6 protein-coding genes and 1 pseudogene are annotated in these 18006 nt (G+C 69.6%); 3 read left to right on the top strand and 4 right to left on the bottom strand.

Annotated elements, in window-relative coordinates:
* Positions 1–14 precede the first annotated feature (14 nt).
* The gene (locus MOQ72_RS20290) at positions 15–6470 is read right to left on the bottom strand and encodes a type I polyketide synthase (RefSeq protein ID WP_242185468.1); all 6456 of its coding nucleotides are present in this window, start codon (positions 6468–6470) and stop codon (positions 15–17) included.
* Positions 6467–10312 (bottom strand): non-ribosomal peptide synthetase, encoded by a 3846-nt coding sequence (locus tag MOQ72_RS20285; RefSeq protein WP_242185466.1) that lies wholly within the window; start codon positions 10310–10312, stop codon positions 6467–6469. Before MOQ72_RS20285 ends, MOQ72_RS20290 begins: the two co-directional genes overlap by 4 nt.
* Before the next feature lie 172 nt (positions 10313–10484).
* On the opposite strand from MOQ72_RS20285, the gene MOQ72_RS20280 reads away from it, so the two are divergent.
* Complete coding sequence (locus MOQ72_RS20280; RefSeq protein ID WP_242185464.1) at positions 10485–11228, top strand: thioesterase II family protein; 744 nt, start codon at positions 10485–10487, stop codon at positions 11226–11228.
* Positions 11229–11436: 208 nt separating this feature from the next.
* On the opposite strand, the gene MOQ72_RS20275 is transcribed toward MOQ72_RS20280, so the two are convergent.
* Together MOQ72_RS20275 and MOQ72_RS44585 are read right to left on the bottom strand one after the other, a co-directional pair.
* Entirely contained in the window at positions 11437–12459 is a 1023-nt protein-coding gene (locus MOQ72_RS20275) for an LLM class flavin-dependent oxidoreductase (RefSeq protein ID WP_242185493.1), read from the bottom strand.
* A 49-nt stretch (positions 12460–12508) separates the two neighbouring features.
* The gene (locus tag MOQ72_RS44585) at positions 12509–15442 is read right to left on the bottom strand and encodes a protein kinase domain-containing protein (protein WP_308197917.1); all 2934 of its coding nucleotides are present in this window, start codon (positions 15440–15442) and stop codon (positions 12509–12511) included.
* A 668-nt stretch (positions 15443–16110) separates the two neighbouring features.
* Between MOQ72_RS44585 and MOQ72_RS20260 the strand changes: the two genes are divergently transcribed.
* Both MOQ72_RS20260 and MOQ72_RS45665 read left to right on the top strand, forming a co-directional pair.
* Positions 16111–16419, top strand: a complete 309-nt coding sequence (locus MOQ72_RS20260; RefSeq protein ID WP_242185463.1) for a hypothetical protein — start codon at positions 16111–16113, stop codon at positions 16417–16419.
* Positions 16416–17513: pseudogene (locus MOQ72_RS45665) on the top strand (methyltransferase); the annotation flags it as partial. The gene MOQ72_RS20260 and the pseudogene MOQ72_RS45665, both read left to right, overlap by 4 nt.
* Positions 17514–18006 lie beyond the last annotated feature (493 nt).

The following is an 18006-nucleotide window of genomic DNA, read 5'->3' as shown; positions in this document are numbered from 1 at the left end:
AGGTCCTTTTCGGATCAGCGGGGATTCAGCGCCGTTTTCAGCGCTTCGTTGATCGCCGCGGCCACCTGCGCCATCGCCGGTGGGTGCAGCAGCGAGTAGTGGTTGGCGTCGACGCCGATCACGTCCAGCGGCCCGGCGAGGTAGCGGCCCCACCCCAGATCGGCCAGGCCCGGTGGGGTGTCGTCGACGCCCATGCCCACGCCGGAGTTGCGCGGTGCCGGGCGATCGGCGCGGATCAGCAGAGTTCTGGTGGTCTCGTCGGGCAGTCGTCCGGGTTCGTGGTCGGCCAGGGCTCGCAGGTGCCGGGCGAAGACCGCGACCCGCCGTCGGGCGCTGTCTCGCCGTCCGAGCAGCCGGGCCGAACACAGCCGTCGGTCGATCTCGTCCCAACGCCGGTCGTTCGGGAGTTCCCGGATCGTCTCGACGATGTCCGAAGTGCCCAGGTCCGGGCCCGCGCCGAGGTCGGCGCCGACGAATCCTTCCAGCGCGCCCAGGAAACGCCAGATGACCGCAAGTTCCACCTCGTCCGGGGTCCCGGCGATGTGCGTGATGTAGCTCGGGTCGTTGGAGTCGAGCAGCACCAGCAGTTCGGTCCGCTCACCCAGTGCGTGCAGTCGGCGGGCCATTTCCTGCGCGAGGTCGCCGCCCATCGACCAGCCACCGAGCAGGTACGGGCCGTGCGGCTGCGATCGGCGGACGATGTCGAGGAAACGTCCGGCCATTCCGGCGATGTCGGCGGCGCCGCTGCCATCGACCAGCTCCGGATCGGTGAGTGCGACGACGTTGACGCGGTCGTCGAGCAGGCGGGCCAGCTCGGCGTAGCAGACCACGTCCCCGCCGGAGGGGTGCATCAGGAACAGCGTCCGCCCGGCGCCGCTCGGGCGGACCGGCATCGCGATGTCCTCGTCGGCGACCTCTCCGCTGTCCCAAGTGGACGGATTGATCGCGAGTTCTTCGACTCGTCGCACGTAGTCGGCGAAAGCCCGGTCGACCTGGTCCGGTGCCAGCGCCGGTTCCAGGGCGTCCCATTGCAGCAGCAGCCGTCCGCCCTGTTCCAGGGCTTGGTGGTCCAGCAGCGTCTGCGGCGTTTGGCTGAGCGCGGCCACCTGCGTGCCGACCCATTCCGGGTCGTGTTCCGCACCGATGACGTCCTGCAAGCCCAGCGCACTGGTGAAGACCACGGGCACCGAGACCCGGTGACCGAGCCGGGACGACTGCTCGGCCAGCACTTCGAGGGCGGAGAAGTCCCGGTGATCCAGGTCGGCGAACAAGGTGTCCTGCGCGGCCCGCGCCCGTTCGAGGAACGAGCCTGGCCGGGAGTGGTCCACCGCGTGCAGCACGAGCGAGGTGAAGTCGCCGACCACTTCGGACACCTGGGGATGGATGTCCGGGCGGTCGAACAGGGTCAGCACGATCCCGAACTGGTCGCTACCGGACCAGGCCGCCAGCGTCTCGGCGTAGGCAGTCAGCAGGACAGCGGTGGGTGTCACCCGGCGGCGCGCTGCTTCGGCCTGCAATGCGCTCCAGGTGGCCGGATCCAGCTTCGCGGCATGTCGGACGAACCGGGCTGGGACCTCGGATTCGTGCACGGGCAACGCGGGGGCACCGGGCAACGAGTCGAGCTTGCCGCGCCAGTAGGCCGCGGCTTGTTCGCCGCGATGGGCTCGGCGCCGCTGCTCCAGCGCCGCGACGCACGAGGCGAAGTCGATGCCGACCTCCGGCAACGGCTGGTCCGGTGCGCAGTAGAAGTGGCGCAGTTCGCGGTCGATGACCCACCAGCTCGCGGCGTCGCAGACCAGGACGTCGACGCCGATGAACAACCGCACCCGACCGCCGGGCAGGCGCGCGGCCTGGATCTGCGCCAACGGCCAGCGATCCGCCGGTCCGGGCTGCCTGCTGATGCGCTCGCGCAGCGACTCCAGCCGAGCCGCACACCGGTCGTCCGGCAACGCGGTCAGGTCGTGCACGCGGATGCGGTAGGTGGGCACGTGGTCCAGCACCTTCGTGCGCCCCTGCGCCGTGATGACGGCCCGCAGCATCGGATGGCGGGCCAGCACCCGGTTCCACGCACGTTCGTACCTGCCGATGTCGAGGTCTTCGCAGTCGTACTCCAGGTAGAAGTGGCAGGGCACGTCGCCCCACTGGTAGCCGCCGTCGCGGCCGACCCAGTAGGCGTGCTGCACACGGGTCAGCGGGAACGTGCCGTCCGCCGCAGTCACGATCCCCACCGTCGAGTCCGGTTCGGGGCCGCGCTGCACGGGTTCGCCGGTGGAGATGTAGGTGGCAAGAGCTGCGACGGTCGGTTGGGCCAGCAGATCGCGCAGCCGTAGTTCGACGCCGAAGCGTTCGCGCATCGCGGCCAGCATCCGGGTGGCGAGCAGAGAATGGCCGCCGAGCAGGAAGAAGTCAGCTTCGGCTGAGGTCACTGGCGAGCCGAACAGCTCGCTCCACAGGGCGGCGATCTCCCGTTCCACGGGATCGGCCAACTGACCTGGTGCCGCTGCGGTGGGTTCGGTGATCGTGGCGGAGCGTGCCATCCGGTCGGCGAGCCCGGTGGCGGCGATCGCCACCACCGGCGGCGTTGCACCGGCGAGGATCCGGTCCAGTGCGGCCATGCCGGTGTCGGCGTCCAGCGCGTGGTCGAGCGCGACCGTGCGTTCGGCGCCCAGCGGTCCGACTCGCCAGCCGTCCCACACCGCGCTGACCCAGCGGGTGGGGCCGCCGCCAGCAGCCATCGCGAGGCCGTCGAGGAAACCGTTGGCCGCCGCGTAGGGCCCCATGCCGATGCCGCCGACAAGCGTGGTCACCGACGACATCAACACGACCGCGCGAGGTCGCCGGTCGGCCGGGAGCAGGTCGATCGCGGCACGCAGCGCGAGCGCTCCGGTGGCTTTCGCGGTGACATGTGCGGAGACGTGTTCGGCGGTGGTTTCGCGCAGCGGAGTCGCTCCGGTGCTCGCCACGACGCCTGCCGCGTGGATCACGATCTCAAGGCGGCCGCGCTGCGCCAATTCCTTGAGAAGTGCTGCCGTCCCGGGCTCATCCGCGGCATCGAGCGCGCGAACCTCGACCTCAGCCCCGGCGTCGGTGAGCCGTCGAACGGCCTTGAGCCGTTGCCCGGCGACGCTGCGGGGCTCGGGGTGGGCGACCAAACCGGTGCGGGAGGTGATCACCACCCGATACCCCGCGCCAGCGAGGTGCTCGGCCATCGTCAGACCGACATCGCCAAGCCCGCCAGTGATCAGCGCGATTCCGTCGGCGGGTGCTGGGGTCCCACCTGGGCTCGGCTGCCACGGCACAACTGTCCGCAACCACCGGGACTCGCCGCGCACGGCCACTTCGTCACCCGACGACCCCGGCGTGGCGACGAGGTCGGCGAGTTCCGCCACGACGGCCGCGGTCTCGTCGCAGCCGTGCGGGAGGTCGACGGTGCGCCACCGCAATCCGCGAAGTTCCTGGCCCAGCACTCGTGGAAGCACGCGGAGCGCCGCTTGGGCCGGGTGCGCCAGATCACGGCCGTCGATCTGTTCGGCGCCGCGTGTGACCTGGAGCAACAGCGGCGGAAGCGATTCCAGTCCGGCGAGTGCGTTGGCCAGTTCGGCGTGGCGGAGGACTCCGGCCTCGGCGTCCTCATCAGCGGTGAGCACAACGACACCGGCGAAGGGGACGTCGACCGCGTTGCGGAGCTCGTCGAAGCTGACGCAGCTAGCACCAAGCGTCTCCATCTCCTGCCGGGCGCTCGCGAACAGCCCGTCGTCCGCATCGCCGACGAGCATCCACCGCCCGGACAGGGGAATCGACTGGTCGAGGGGCAGAAGTTGTTGCCAGCGCGGGATTTGCAGCGGCTCGGTGGCATCGATCTCAGCCGCCTGCCGCTGGCGTTGCTCCGGTGGGTCGGTCCAGAGCCGTCGCCGCTGGAACGCGTACCCAGGAGCGGCGATCCGGCGGCGCTGCTCGGTGTGCTGCGCGGCGAAGTCGACGTCGAGTCCGTGCGCCCACAGCTTCCCAACGGCATCCCGCACGGCGACTGCTTCGTCCGGTTCGTCGGCGGTGAACGTGGTCAATGCGGTGTGCAGAGCGGAGAGCCCGTTGCGCCGTGCGAGTCCGGCGAGCGCGCTACCCGGCCCAACCTGCAACACGATCGCCGGGGCATCCGATTCGACGGCCGTCTGCAACGCCTCGGAGAACCGCACGGTAGTCCGCAACTGACGAACCCAATGGTCAGCCGTGCCCAGCTCCGCGTCCGCATAGGCGCCCGTCACGGTTGTCACCATCGGGACCGCCAGGGGCCGAGACCGCAAACCGCTGGCGGCCGTCCGGAGCGCGGGCATCGCGGGTTCGACCAGGCGCGAGTGCAGCGCGGCGTCAACCCGGAGCTGCGTCGCTCCGCTGCCCTGATCGGTCAGGTGGGCGGCGAGTTCGTCGATGGCGGCCCGTGGTCCCGAAACCACGCACGAATCGGGTGCGTTGACCGCTGCGAGGTCCACTTGGGGATGCTTCGCGAGCAGTCCGACCACCGCGGCTTCCCCGAGCTGCACCGCGAGCATGCTCCCGCCGCCAGCAGCGCGGGAGGCTCCGATGCAGCGGACCGCGACCAACCGGGCTGCCTCCCGCACGGTGAGCCCACCGGCCACCACCGCGGCGGTGTACTCGCCGAGGCTGTGGCCGAGCACGACTTCCGGCCGCACGCCCCACGAGTCGAGCAATCGGGCGGTCGCCAACGACACCGCGAACAGCGCGGGGAGGCCGAAAGCCGCGTCGCGGACGCGTTGCTGCGCTGCCTCGCCGACGACGGCCTCGCGGATGTCCGTGCCCAACAACGGATGCAGCAGCTCGGCGCATTCGTCCACGGCATTCCGGAACACCGGTTCCTCGGCATAGAGCCGCGAACCCATGCCCGGGTACTGGCTTCCGGCACCGGGAAAGGCGAAGACCACACGTGGTCGAGCCGGAAGGGCTCGCACCGCGGTCTCACCGCGCAGCGCGGTCGCGATGTCGCCGTCGCGCGCGGCGGTGGCGATCCGATGGGGAAGTGCCGGACGACCGGATTGCAAGGTGTGGGCGAGATCAGCGGCGTCCACGGATTCGGCGGCGGCGATGCCGGCCGCCGTGTGCTCGACCGCCGCGCGGCTGTGCGCGGACACCGTCAGGATCTGCGGTCGGCGGTCCATTCCCGGTGCCGGACGGTCCGGCGCAGGTCCGAGCACCGCGTGGCAGTTCGTGCCACCGATGCCGAACGAACTGACACCCGCGAACCCCGGGCCCTCCCAGGGTTTCGTCCCGGTGACCACCTCGAACGGCGAACCGTCCAACTCCAGCAGGTCGTTGATCGGCTCGGCGTGCGGTGAAGCGGGCAACAGCCGGTGTTGGACCCCGAGTGTTGTCTTGATGAACGCAGCGATGCCCGCCGCCGTGTTGGCGTGGCCGATGTTGCCCTTCACCGACCCCAGCCCGCACCAAGCCGGGCCCGCTTCGCCGAAGATCCGGCGCAGCGCGGCCGTTTCGACCGGATCACCGAGCCGGGTCGCCGTCCCGTGCGCCTCGACGTAGCCGACCTGTCGCGGGTCGATCCCGGCGACCGCCTGCGCCTCGGCGATCACCCGCGCCTGCCCGCGCAGCGAAGGAGCTGTGAAACCGGCCTTGTCCGCGCCGTCGTTGTTGACGGCCGAACCTCGCAGCACAGCCAGCACCGGATCGCCGTCGGCCAACGCGTCCTCGAGCCGCCGAAGCACGACGGCGCCCACGCCCTGCGAGTAGACGATGCCACTGCCGTCGGACGAGAACGGCCGCACCCTGCCGTCGACCGAGTAGATGCCGTCGGCCACGTGCAGGTAGCCGTGTCCCTGCGGCACGATCAGCGAGACGCCACCGGCCAGGGCGGTGTCGCATTCCTCGTTGAGCAGCGACTGCGCGGCGGTGTGCACAGCCACCAGCGAGGTCGAGCACGTGCTGTTCACGGCGATGGCCGGACCCGTCAGGTTCAACCGGTAGGCCACCTGCAACGGCAGGTAGTCGGCGTGCGTGGCCATCGCGGTCTGGAGACTGCCCACCGGATCCGCGCCGCCACCGGTCGGACTCCACCGGTCTGAGAGGTTGCTGGTCAGGTAGGAACTGTGCGCGGCGCCCGCGAAGACACCGACCGAACCAGCACCGAGACCGCAACCGTGCCCGGCCTGTTCCAACGCCTGCCAGGCAACCTCCAGGAACAGCCGTTGTTGCGGATCGAGGAGCGCGGCCTCGGCATCGGTCAAGCCGAACGGCTCCGGGTCGAAGAGGTCCTGACCGGAGATCAGACCACCGACGGGCACGTAGTCCCGGTTGGTGCGCAGCCGCCGGGGCACCCCTCGGGCCGCCAGTTCTTCCTGGGTGAATCGGGTGAGTCCATCACGGCCCGCGACCAGCATGTCCCAGAACGACGCGGCATCCGGTGCGCCCGGAAAACGACAGGCCAAGCCGGTCACCGCGATCATCGGGCCAGCTCCGCGGCACGGGCGCGGGCCTCGCGGCGGCTCGACGCCTTCGGTGCTGGTCGCGCTGCGGCCGGTTCCGCGCGTTGCGCGATCACTGCGGCGAGGTCCCGCACTGTCGGGTTGGCCAGGAAGTCGACCACGGTGAGGTTCGGGTCGAGTTCAGCGCTGAGCCTGCGCTGCGCTTGGACGAGCGTGAGCGACGTGGCACCAAGCTGGAAGAACGGCGTCGCAGCGTCCACTTCGTCGTGCAACAACTCGCGGAACACTTTTCGGATAGCGGCTTCGACAACCTGCGTCGACGACGCAGCGGGGCGTGGCGTAGGAGACGGCGAGGCAGTTGGAGGCGGTGTGCTGGGTTGTGCGGGCGAACTCGGATCCCGGCTGAAGGTGAGTTCGATCAAGGCGCCGTCCCGCAACCGCTCGGTCGAGCGCAGACCGGCTGCCTCGGCTGCCGACAAGAGGCGTCGGCTGCAATCCCCGGCTGCGATCAGCGCATCGGCAGGGGACAAGGCACCGGTGGAGAGGGTGATCGCGAAGTCGAGACCACCGGTGGCGGCGTCGTTCAGCGCCGCGTCGAAGTCGAGCCCGCCGTTCGAGTCGAGCGGGCTGCCGATCGGGCCTGCCGAACCGGTCGCGTCGGAGGACTCTTCCGCTGGCGGGGCGTCTGGGACCTCGTTGGCGGCAGCGCGCTGGTATGGATTGGTCAACGCCTTGTAGTCGATCTTCCCGTTGGCGGTGACCGGGAATTCGGGCATGGTGACGAAGCGGCTGGGGACCATGTACTCGGGAACGTTCTCCCGCAGCCGGGTGCGCATATCCTCGTCCGTCATCGCCGAGCCGCCGTGCCGGACGACGTAGGCCACCAGGCGGGGCCGGTCGTCCGGGCCCGGCACCGACGACGCCACCGACTTGCGGATGCCGGGTAGCCGGTCCAACACCGATTCGACCTCGCCCAGCTCGATCCGATGTCCCCGGATCTTGACCTGCCGGTCCAACCGCCCGAGGAACTCGATGGTCCCGTCGTGCCGCCAGCGCCCCAGGTCACCGGTGCGGTAGAGCCGAACGCCCAGCCGCGGGTGCGTGACGAACCGGTCGGCGGTCTGCTCGGGATCCGCGACGTAGCCGCGTGCCAGCCCGTCGCCGCCGATGTGCAGTTCGCCAGGTTCGCCGACCGGCTGCGGGCGGCCGTGCTCGTCGAGGATGTGGAACACCTGCCCCCGCAGCGGGCGACCGTAGGGAATGCTGCGCCAGCCGGGATCGACGGCGTCGATGGGATGGCAGATCGACCAGATCGATGCTTCGGTCGCGCCGCCGAGGCTGACGACCTGCGCGTCCGGCGCCAGTGCCCGCACCCGGTCCGGCAGCGTGACCGGGATCCAGTCCGCAGACAGGAACACCAACCGCAGCGGGGCGAACGCCTCGCGCGCCAGTGCGGGGTCGACTTCGGCGTACTCCACCAGCATTTCCATCAGCGCCGGGGCCGTGTTCCACACCGTGACGCGATGCTTGCGCATCAGTTCCAGCCAGTGGCCCGGATCGCGCTGCCGTGCCGCGTCGGGGACCACCAGCGCCCCGCCGACCCCCAGCACGGCGAAGATGTCGTGGACGGACAGGTCGAAGCTGAACGCCGACAGCGCCAGCATCCGATCGTCGGCGCCGATCGGGAAGCGGTCGACCAGATCGTCGATGGTGGTGCGGGCGGCCCGGTGCTCGATCGCGACGCCCTTCGGGCGCCCGGTGGAACCCGACGTGAAGATGACGTACGCCAGGTCCTCCGGCTCCGGCCGCCGCAGCCCAGCAGCTTCCGCCACCTCGCCGGGGATCGTGCCGTCCAGCTGCAACCGGTGCACCGTGATGTCGTCGGGCCACTCGCCCTCCGAGTCCGGACCCACCACGGCGTGCCGGATGCTGGCTTGGGCGCAGACCGACGCGATCCGGTTCGGCGGCCAGGACGGTTCCACCGGCACGTATCCCGCTCCGCTGGTGCACACACCGAGGACCGCGATGGTCTGCGTCACGCCCTTCTCGACGGCGACCGCGACGAGGTCGCCTGGACCGACACCGGCGCTGGCGAGCACCGCGGCGGTCTGCGCGGACCGGGACGCGAGTTCCTTGTGGCTGACCGAATTCGCGGCGCCGAGCAGCGCTGGCCCGTCCGGACGTCGCTCCGCGGCCGCGCGCAGCGGATCGTCGAGCAGCGGACCGACCGGGCCGAACGGCGTGCGATCAAGCGGTTCTTCCGGCAGGAAGGACGGATCCCAGCCCAAAGCGGTGTCGGTCCACGCACCGGCGTCCTCGGCCAGGCGGCGCAGCAACCGGCTGTGGGCGTCGAGCATCCCGGTGACGAAGCCGGTTGGGAAGGCACCTTCCACCGAATCGCAGCAGAGCTTCAGCGCGCCACCTTCGGCGTAGACGATGTGGTCCAGCAGCACTTGCGGGGTCTGGGAGATGCCGAAGACCTCCTCGCCGAGCCACGCCGCCGGGTCCGCGTCGCCATCGGAGAGACCCAACCCACTGGTGAAGACGACGGGATACTTCGGAGTGGTCGCGGGTTCGCCAGCGGCAGTTCGTCCAGCCTCCATACCGGAGACCGACCGATGGTCCAGATCGGCCCAGAACTGCCGGTTCGCACGGGCCGCGTAGTCGGCGAAACCTCGCCACCGCAAGGGATCGAGCTCCGGCATCTCGACGAGCACGGTCGAGGTGAAGTCGCCGACGAGCGAATCGAACGCCGGGTCGTCGGGGCGGTCGAACAGCGTGGTGTTGAGGCAGAACGGCTCGGTCGAGCCCCAACGGGTCAGCGTGAGGCCGAACGCCGCGAGCAACAATCCGGTCGGGCTGAGGCCGTGATCAGCCGCGCGGTCGCGCAGCGCCGCCCATTCCGCAGGCCGCAACTCCGTCGACGTCCTGGTGAATCGATGGTTGCGCACCTGGTCGATCTCGCAGGTCAACGGCAGGATTGGGCCCGGCGGCAGCGCGGTGGCGCGCTCCGCCCAGTACGCGAGATCGCGCTCGCGCCGGTGCTTTTCCCCGGGGTCCGTTTCGCGCTGCCGAATGACATCGGCGAACGTCGTGCGCGGTGTCGGCAGCGCGGCCGAGGGGTCTTCGGCCAGTGCGCCCCATTCGGCCAGCAACTGCATCCACCCGGCGAAGTCGAGCGCGAGCACGTCGATCCCCATGCACAAGCGGGTTCGGCCATCGGGCAGCAGGATCGCCTGGATGTCGAACAACGGCCACGCATCGGTTGGCCGGACTTGGTGCGACCAACCACGGCGCAGCTCGGCGGCGGTTCGCTCGGCCGCCGCCGAGCTGGTGTTCCGCAGGTCGGTGACGGGGATTTCGTAGCGGGGCACCGTTTCCAGCACACGCTGGTGCGCATCCCCGCCGACGACCATGCGCAGCATCGGGTGCCGGTGGATCAGCTCGTTCCACGCGGTGGTCAGGCTTTCGAGGTCCGATACCGGGTCCGCCGGTGGGATGCGGTCGTACTCCCGGTAGAAGAAGGTCGCGACCCCGCCGAGCGGAAACGCCGGGTCCCGGCCCACCCAATAAGCCGACTGGATGGGCGTGAGCGGGAACGACCCGCCGTCCTCGTCGGGAACGGCGACGCCGTCGGCGATCGAACGCACCGTTGCCGCGCCGAGGAACGCGGGCAGCGGCAGATCGAGGCCGAAGTCCTCCCGAAGCCGACGCCGCAGCCGGACGGCGGTGAACGATTCCAGACCCAGCTCGGTGAGAGGCGTATCGGTCTCGATCGCGGTGGCCGGGATGTCCAGCACCTCGGCCAGGGCGGCGGCCACATCATCGAGGTCGACCGGCGATCCCGTCGGGGTCGCGCTCATGGTCCTCCTTCGGGGAGTGGGAACGAAGCCGTTTTCCCAGTCGTGGACGGCTATCCGCGGAACAAGTAAAACGACAATCGTTTTCAATTATGTCGGGATGGGTTACGGTCATGTCAAGGTCGAACACGACTTGTGATCGACGGTGACGGATTGTGCTTGCGGGAGGTCGGGTTTGGAGCGGCCTGGGTCGGCGTTGCGTTGCTACGAGCCGAAGCCGACGGCCCGCCTGCGGCTGTTCTGCCTGCCGCACGCGGGGGGAGCAGCGAGCTTCTTCCGGGCGTGGTCGTCGTTGCTGCCACCGGACATCGAGGTCTGCGCGATCCAGTACTCGGGACGCGAAGACCGCTGGGACGTGCCGCCCTGCGGGGAGATGTCGGAACTGGTCGAAGACATCATCACGAGCATCCGCGGCCAGCTCGACCGCCCGTTCGTCCTATTCGGACACAGTCTGGGTGCCCTGGTCGCGTACGAGATCGCGCAGGTGTTGCGCCGAGAACTCGGCAGAGAACCGTTCCACCTGTTCGTCTCCGCGAAGGAACCCCCGCAACACCACCACGTCGACGACTTCCACCAGCGATCGGACGACGAGCTGTGCGCCGAACTCGTCCGGCTCATTCCCGGCCACGAAGACGTGCTGGCACATCCGGAGGTGCGAGACCTGCTGCTGCCCGCGGTCCGCGCGGACTACCGGGTCAACGAAACCTACCGCCCGATCGAAACTCGGCCGCTGCTCGACTGCCCGATCACTGCTCTCTGCGCCGAAGAAGACACCGAGACGACATTGTCCGAAGTGCAGGGTTGGCGGCACCTGACCCAGGGCCGCTACAGCGCAGTGGTCCTGCCAGGAGACCACTTCTACCTCGTCCCGCACCGCCGCACGGTCGTGGACACCATTCGCCAAACCCTCGCCCGCTGATCGTTTCCCCGGCGAGGCTCGAAAGCGCACTGAACGGATTTCGAGTGGACTCGGGACCTCGAAACGGCCCGCCAGTAGCTGGCCGGGCCGTCGTGCTGCTGGTCGTCAGCAGAAGCAAGCTCGTCGTCTGAGATGGAGGTCGGGATCGCCCGTCGACGGGCCGACGAGGAGCGAGGCTCGACGCTGCCGTCCCGCGCGGGTTCGGGTGTCAGCGCCAGCCGAGTTCCGGGGCGACGTGGGTCAGGATGCTGTCGATCACATGTGCGTTGTAGTCGACTCCGAGTTGGTTGGGCACGGTGAGCAGGAGGGTGTCGGCGGCGGCGATCGCTTCGTCGTCGGCGAGTTGCTTGGCGAGCACGTCGGGTTCGGCGGCGTAGGACCGGCCGAAGATGGCGCGGGTGTTGGCGTCGATGTAGCCGATCTGGTCTTCGGAGTCGCGGTCCTGCCCGAAGTAGGCGCGGTCCCGGTCGTCGACCAGCGCGAAGATGCTGCGGCTGACCGATACCCTGGGCTCGCGTTCGTGGCCTTCGGCGCGCCACGCTTCGCGGTATGCCTCGATCTGCTTGCGTTGCTGGACGTGCAGCGGTTCGCCGCTCTCGTCGTCTTTGAGCGTCGAGCTCTGCAGGTTCATGCCGAGCTTGGCGGCCCAGGCCGCGGTCGCATTGGAGCTGGATCCCCACCAGATCCGGTCCCGCAGCCCGTCGGAGTGCGGCTCGACCCGCAGCAGCCCCGGCGGGTTTGCGAACATCGGCCGAGGGTTGGGCTGGGCGAATCCTTCGCCCTTGAGCACGTCGAGCAGCAACTCGGTGTGTGCGCGGGCCATGTCGGCGTCGGTTTCGCCTTCCGGGAGCTGGTAGCCGAAGTACCGCCAGCCGTCGATCACCTGCTCCGGCGAGCCCCGGCTGATGCCGAGCTGGAGACGACCGCCGGAGATCAGGTCCGCGGCGCCCGCGTCTTCGGCCATGTACAGCGGGTTCTCGTAGCGCATGTCGATCACGCCGGTGCCGATCTCGATCCGACTGGTGCGCGCGGCGATGGCCGCGAGCAGCGGGAACGGCGAGGCGAGTTGCCGCGCGAAGTGGTGCACGCGGAAGTAGGCGCCGTCGGCGCCCAGTTCCTCCGCGGCGACCGCGAGGTCGATCGCCTGGAGCAGGGAGTCCGCCGCGGAGCGCGTCTGCGAGTGCGGCGACGGCGACCAGTGCCCGAAGGACAGGAACCCGATCTTCTTCACGCCTGGTTCAACGTTCAACAACCCGGATTGATTCCGGGATGTGCGGTCGCTAGCTGATACCGGTGGAGTCGCTGGTCGTGTCCGGGTGGTCGAGGGCGTCCCGTTGTCGTTGGACGCGGTCGGCGTCGTCGTGGCGTCCTTGGTCGTGGTACAGCTCCAGCGCTTGTTGCCATACCGCGCGGGCTTGGTCGTGTTGGCCGAGGGCGGCGTGCGAATGTCCGAGCTTGTCAAGCGTCCCGGGCTCTTGGTAGGTGTTGCCGACGTCGCGCAACAGCGTGAGGGCCTGCTGGTAGTGGCCCACGGCCTCGGTGTGCTGACCGGTGCGGTGGGCGAGGAAGCCCAGGCTGTCCAGCGTGTGCGCCTCCCCTTCGCGGTCGTGGTGGCGGCGGCACAACTCCAGCGCAGCTTGGCAGTGCGAGCGGGCCTGGTCGTACAGCCCCAGGTGGGCGGAAAACCAACCCACCGCGTTCAGAGCACGGGCTTCCTGCGAGTCCATGTCCAGCGCCTGGTACAGGCGCAGGGCGCGGGTGGAGTGCTCCAGCGCCTGCCGGTCCTCCCCGCTCCGTGCCCACGCCGCCGCGAGCGCATGGTGGGCGTGGGCCTGGCCGAGGAGATCCTCGGTCTGTTCGGCTAGGGCGAGGCCCTGCTGGAAGTGTTCGGTCGCCTCCTCGTGGCGCGCCAGCGTCGAGCAGGCGTAGCCGAGGTATTTGTGGGCAGCGATGCGAGCGGTGGGATCGGGCAGGTGCGCGGCGGCGGCCATCCCGGCCTGCCACACGGCCATCTCGTCGTGCCGGTGGCCACGCCGGAAGTGGAAGGTGTTCAAAGTCCAAGCCAGCTGCCACACCACGGTGTGCCATCCGCGCTCGACCGCGGCCTGCTGGCTGGCCAGCAGGTGGGGATGCTCGGTCTCGAACCACGCCAGCGCGGTGGTCGAGTCGGCCAGCCGATCGGGGTGGCTACCGGGCACGGGTGGGTCCAACGCGATGGCGGGGCGGAGCGGTTCGAGCAACTGGTCGCTGGCGAACGCGGTGTGCAGGTAGTGATCGACCAGCCGCCGCAGCGCCGCCTCCCGAACCTCCTCGGCCAAGTCGCGCTCGGCGGTATCGGTCGCGTAGAGGCGGACGAGGTCATGCATGCGGTAGCGGCCGGGCAGGTGCTGCTGGGCGAGATGGGCACTTTCCAGGGTCTGCAGCACCGTCCGAACTTCCTTGGCGGACAAGGCGGTGAGGCTCGCGGCGGCCGACAGGTTGATGTCCGGGCCCAGCGCGAGCCCGAGCAGCCCGAACACCGCGGCGGTGGTGGAGTCGAGGGCGTGGTGGGAGCAGGCGAACACCGCCCGCAGGTTGGCGGCCAACTCGCCTGCATCCAAGGCATCCAGGCGGGCGGTGCGGTCGCGCAACTCCTCGGCCAGCGCTGCCAGCGGAAGGTCGGGGTGGGTGGCCACACGGGCGGCCACGATGCTGATCGCCAGCGGCAGCCCCGCGCAGTAACCCAGGATCTCGTCCACCGCCTCGGGCTCGGCAGCGAGCCGATCCGGACCGAGATGGCGGGCCAACAGGTCTCGGGCGTCGCCGTCCGGGAGCACTTCCAGATCCAGCAAGCCCGCGCCGTGCGTGGTGACCAGACCGGTGAGATGGCGGCGGCTGGTCACCAGCACGGTGCTCGACGAGCTGCCCGGCAACAGCGGGACCACCTGGGTGGTGTCGGCGGCGTTGTCCACCATGATCAGCATCCGTCGACCGGCGACCAGGCTGCGATACAGCCCGACCTGGGCATCCGGATCCGCGGGGATGGCAGCGGGATCGACACCCAACCCGTCGAGAAACCCGCGCACCGCCACCGCCGACGACATCGGCTGCCCGGTCGGATCGAACCCGCGCAAGTTCACGTACAGCTGTCCGTCGGGAAACTGGTCGGCATGCTGGTGGGCCCAGTGCAATGCCAGCCAGGTCTTGCCGATCCCGCCCGCACCGGCAATGGCCGAGATCACCACCACGGCCGCCGTGTCCGAGGCGTCGTGCAGGGTGGCGTCCAGGCGGTCCAGCTCGTCACGGCGGCCAACGAACAGCCTCGGAGCGGCGGGCAACTGCCGGGGTACCACGGCTGCCCCCGTCCTCCCGGCCGGTGCGGGGTCGATGACGATCGGGACGGGAGCGGGCGGTTCGCGCGATGCCGGTGCGGGGTCGGACATCGGAACCGCGGTGCCATCGGCGAACGCGCCGAGCATCGTCAGCGCTGCCGCGGCGGTCGGCCGCCGCGCCGGATCCAGCGCAACCAATTCACCCAACACAGCACCCAACGACGCCACCCGGCCGGTCATCGGCACCTCAACGAGCGGAGTCCCAGACACCAACTCGCCACCGTGCGGCGGTTTCCCCTCGACAATGGCGAACAGCGTGGCCCCCAGCGAATAGACATCCGACGCCGAGGTCGCTGGCCGTCCGCTGGCCACCTCCGGAGCCCGATAGGCTGGCGTTCCAGGTTCCGGACCGGTGTGGGTCAGGGTTTCCTCGGTCCAACGGGAGATCCCGAAGTCGGTCAGCTTGGCCAGGCCGTGCTCGGTCACCAGAACATTGCCCGGCTTTACATCGCGGTGCACGATTCCGCTGGCGTGCATCGCCGCCAGCGCCGCGGCGATCTGCGCGGCGATCCGGGCCGCCGATCGGGGGTCCAGCGGCCCATTCCGGTCCAGGGTCGTGGCCAGGCTTTCCGCTGGCACGTACTCCATGACCAACCAACAATCCGCGTCCTCGCGAACCGCGTCGAACAACGTCACCGCATTCGGATGATGCACCCGAGCGGCATTCTTGGCCTCGCGACGCAACCACTCGGCACCCCGTCTGCCCTGACCTGGACTGGCGTGCTTGACCGCGACCACCCGGCCGAGCTCGGTATCGACGGCCCGCCACACCACCCCCATACCGCCAGACCCGATCAACTCCTCCAGTCGGTAACGGTCCGCTACCAGTTGACCACTGCGCACGCACCAATGGTAAAGCCAGCCACCGCCAGCCGAGCCAACGAACGGTTTGCCATCGCCCGCCGCCCACCTGATTTCCGATCCTGCGATGCCCGAACAACGACACAGCGCGGACATTCCCCGATGTTGCTGACGCTGTGTTGGTTGTGCGTGGGCCAAAACGCTGCGGTGCGCTGACGACGGCTCCGGTTCGGCGAGCTTCAGCACGAAGTCGACGAAATAGCGCCGCCAGAGCAGGTAATCGTCGAGGATCAGCGGGTATGCCCAGTACTGGCTGAAGACCTTCGGGGGCTGGGCCGCCCCGCGTGACCGCGGCGATCGCCGCATCCGGGATGAAAACTGGGGTAGCCGAATCTCATCGCCGGTCGGCACGACGAACAACGCCTTGGCGGTTGGGGACTTCTGCCCACGCTCGGGCGATCGCATCGATACCTTGTCGAGGTGCGCTTGAGCGACCCCGACGACTCGGCGGTCCCGACGATCGCCGAGCGGAGCGGACGGCGCCGGGCAGCCAAGTGGTTTCCTCGCAACGGGAATTCGGCACGGATGAATCGAGCGGATCAACCAAAGATGTGGACCGTGGGCCGGAGTCCGGCAGCCCGCCGTCGGCGACCACTGGGGAAGCGGCAAGACGACCGTGGTTGAGCCTGGTCCCCGTTGGGATCGGCATCATGATGGTGCAGTTGGACGGCACCGCGGTGGTCGTGGCCAACCCCGCAATCGGCGGCGATTTCAATGCCAGCCTGAACATTCTGCAATGGGTGATGACCGGTTACCTGCTGGTGCACGCCGGTGCCGCCTACGTGCCGATCGATCCCGACCACCCGCCGCAGCGGATCAGCCGGGTGCTCGCGCAGGCCAGGCCCGCTGCTGTCGTCACCGCCTCGGGAGAGCCGCCAGCCGGTCTCGCACTGAGCTGTCCGGTGGTCTCGGTCGCGGATGCGCTGCTCGCTGCGTCATCGCCAGCGGTGAGGAGTTGACGTCCGACCTCGTCGATGAGTTCACCGGGAAGCTGACCGCTGGGCTGCACAACCTTTACGGCCCGACCGAGGCAGCGGTCGACGTCAGCGCTTGGTCGTGCCGGTCCCCGGCGAACGGGGAAGTACCGATCGGCAAGCCGATCGACAACACCGACCTGCACGTGCTCGACGATGCGCTGCGGCACGTCGCCGACGGCAAGGTCGGCGAGCTGTACATCGGCGGCGTGCAACTCGCCCGCGGATACCTCGGTGAACCAGTGCGCACCGCGCACCGGTTCGTCGCCGATCCGCACGTTCCCGGCAAGCGCCTGTACCGGACCGGGGACCTGGTGCGCCGGGCGGAATCCGGCGATCTGGTCTTCGTCGGCCGGGCCGACCGGCAGGTGAAGGTGCACGGCAACCGGATCGAGCTGGGCGAGGTGGAGGCCGCGCTCGCGGCCCACCCGGACGTGCGGCTCGCGGTCGTGACCGTCGCCGGGGAGGACGCAGCGCGCCGCCGCCTGGTCGCGCACGTGGTGCCGGAGAACGGCAGCGCGGCGGTCGCGAGCGGTTCGGCTGATGAGGTCGTCGGCACGTGGCAGAGCTTCTACGACAGCCTCTACCAGCAACCCGGTGGCCAGTTCGGCGCGGACTTCGCCGGTTGGCACAGCAGCTACGACGGCGAACCGATTCCGGAACGGGACATGCGGGAGTGGCAGGAGACGACCGTCGCGCGGATCCTCGGCCTGCGCCCGAAGCTGGTGCTGGAGATCGGGGTCGGCAACGGGTTGCTGCTCGCGAAGATCGCGCCGCAGGTCGAGATGTACTGCGGTACGGACGTTTCCGAGGCTGCGATCGAAGGGCTGCGCGAGCGCCTCGCCGACGAGCCGGAGATCGCCGCGCGAACGCGCTTGGTCCGCGCGGATGCCGTGAACTTCGAGGAGTTCGGCTCCGAGCGCTTCGACGTCGTCGTGCTCAACTCCGTCGTGCAGTACTTCCCGGACGCGGACTACCTGAGCGACGTGCTGGCCGGATGCTTGCGGCTGCTCACCCCGGACGGTGCCGTCTTCGTCGGGGACGTCCGGATGCCGTTCGGCTACCTCGCGAAAGTGCCGGGAGCGCTTACCGAGGACGAGCTGTTGCGACGGCTCGGGGCGGACTCGGGGTCCGGTGACGGGGGATTGGCGGGCGGCCAGAGCCTCCAACAAGCCGTCTCGGCCTACTACGCGATCCGCTGCGGCGACGCCGGTTGGGAGCGGGATCCGATGGCCAACCACCAGGCGTTCCAACAGGAGCGGGACCGCTGGCCGATCACCCGTGGGCAGTTCTCGAAGATCGGCCCGTGCGCGTACTGGGCCACCACGCCCGCCGAACCCGCCCCGGTCGTCACCTCGTCGGGGTGGAGCGGCGGGCCGAACGTGCTGATCCCAGGGCAGCGCGTGCTCGGCGTGTGCGAGGCGCCGTTCGGCGCGCATCCGCAGTCGCTGCGCACCGCCGACGTGGCGGGAATTACCGACTACCTCGACGATTACGAGTTCGTCGAGTACATAGTGGACAGTTGTTGGGGCGCGGAGCGGGGCCGCGACTGGCACCAGGACTGGGTGGTCG

Source organism: Saccharopolyspora soli, from assembly GCF_022678645.1.
Classification (GTDB): domain Bacteria; phylum Actinomycetota; class Actinomycetes; order Mycobacteriales; family Pseudonocardiaceae; genus Saccharopolyspora; species Saccharopolyspora soli.
This window is presented reverse-complemented; position numbering and strand designations above follow the sequence as displayed.